2 protein-coding genes are annotated in these 1,360 nt (G+C 21.4%); both read right to left on the bottom strand.

Features of this window, described 5'->3' with window-relative positions:
- Positions 1 to 87 precede the first annotated feature (87 nt).
- Entirely contained in the window at positions 88 to 660 is a 573-nt protein-coding gene (locus EHV01_RS05635) for a phage terminase large subunit (protein ID WP_422066605.1), read from the bottom strand.
- Positions 653 to 1,051, bottom strand: a complete 399-nt coding sequence (locus EHV01_RS05630) for a hypothetical protein (RefSeq protein WP_422066604.1) — start codon at positions 1,049 to 1,051, stop codon at positions 653 to 655. Before EHV01_RS05630 ends, EHV01_RS05635 begins: the two co-directional genes overlap by 8 nt.
- Between the last annotated feature and the right edge of the window lie 309 nt (positions 1,052 to 1,360).

Below are 1,360 nucleotides of genomic sequence, written 5' to 3'. Positions count from 1 at the left end.
TAAATTTTTAAATAAAAGACATAATTAATTAAAACTATAATTTGCTATTAGTATCTTTTTAAAAATATTTACAATTATTTTAATAGGTTATGCAAGAAGTCTATTATATCTTTTTAAACTTTCAGGATTACATGTATTAATTGTTATTTTATTTTGATAACCACGAATAGCAAACTCTAAATCACTTAAATCTTTTTGTTGAAATTGATCACATTCTTCTCTTCAATCAATAACTAATTTATATTTATTTAAATCAGCAAAAGCTTTTAATTTTTCTTTCCGACTTGGTGAATGTAAACCTTTACAATATATTTTGCTACCATTTGATAAAGTAAAAGTAAAATTAGATAAATTAATAGTATAAGGAATATGATTTTCATCTAGCATATTTCATATATTTTGAAATACACTATCCTTTAAATCTTTACTCCAATACATACTAGCAATGATACAAATTGGTTGTTTAATTAATAAACTAATTTTTAATAATTCACCAAACATTTTAATATTTGAAATAGTCTTACCACTATATCGTGTTCCAATTTGATTAATTTCATTAACTAATTCATATTTCTTAGCAAATGGATATTTATCACCAACAGTACTATTTTGTAATAACCAATAAGGTGTTTCTAATAAATAAGTAAAATGATTAAGCATTATTATCACTTTCTTTTTTAATATCTCTAATATCAGTTTGTAAATTAACTATTATTGGTTGTTGATTATTTAAGTTTAATTCTTGTTCTAACTGTTTTTCTTGCATTGAATATTTATAATTAAATGCTCGTTGTCAATATAATTTAGCACCATCTGGTGATTTCATCATAAAATTAATTATTTCACTTTCAATTCTATCAACTTGTTTTTCAAGCAAAGGAACTATCTTCTCGCTCTTGTAAATTTCATATCTTCATCTGTTAGAAAGGTTGAATTCATTGGTTAAATCATTCAAAGTATATGGTTTACTAGGTGATTTATTTTCTCAAAATTGCTCTATTTTACGATAAAAAGTTGCCAAACTTGCTTTATTTGGATTAAATTCTTTCATTTTTTACTCCTTTTTGCATATTAAAATTGCTATTATTTAATGAATATGATTAAATAAAAGAGTAAATAAATCCTGATAAATATATAAAAGAACTCTCACAAGTTCTTTTTTATTATCTATATTTTACATCAAAATAAAAAAAAGTAAATTACTTTACTTTTTTCAGTTAAATTAATTTGCTAATAATTAACAACTAAATTATAACATAATAATTTTGTCGAAAACTCTTGATGAAATAAAAAAAATCATCAATATGACAATTTGAAAACTAATTTTGTGTAAGATTATGATTTTGCTTTAAATTTWTTA

The sequence above is a fragment of the Spiroplasma sp. hy2 genome (assembly GCF_044714365.1).
In the GTDB taxonomy this organism is placed as follows: Bacteria; Bacillota_I; Bacilli_A; order Mycoplasmatales; family Mycoplasmataceae; genus Spiroplasma; species Spiroplasma phoeniceum.
This window is presented reverse-complemented; position numbering and strand designations above follow the sequence as displayed.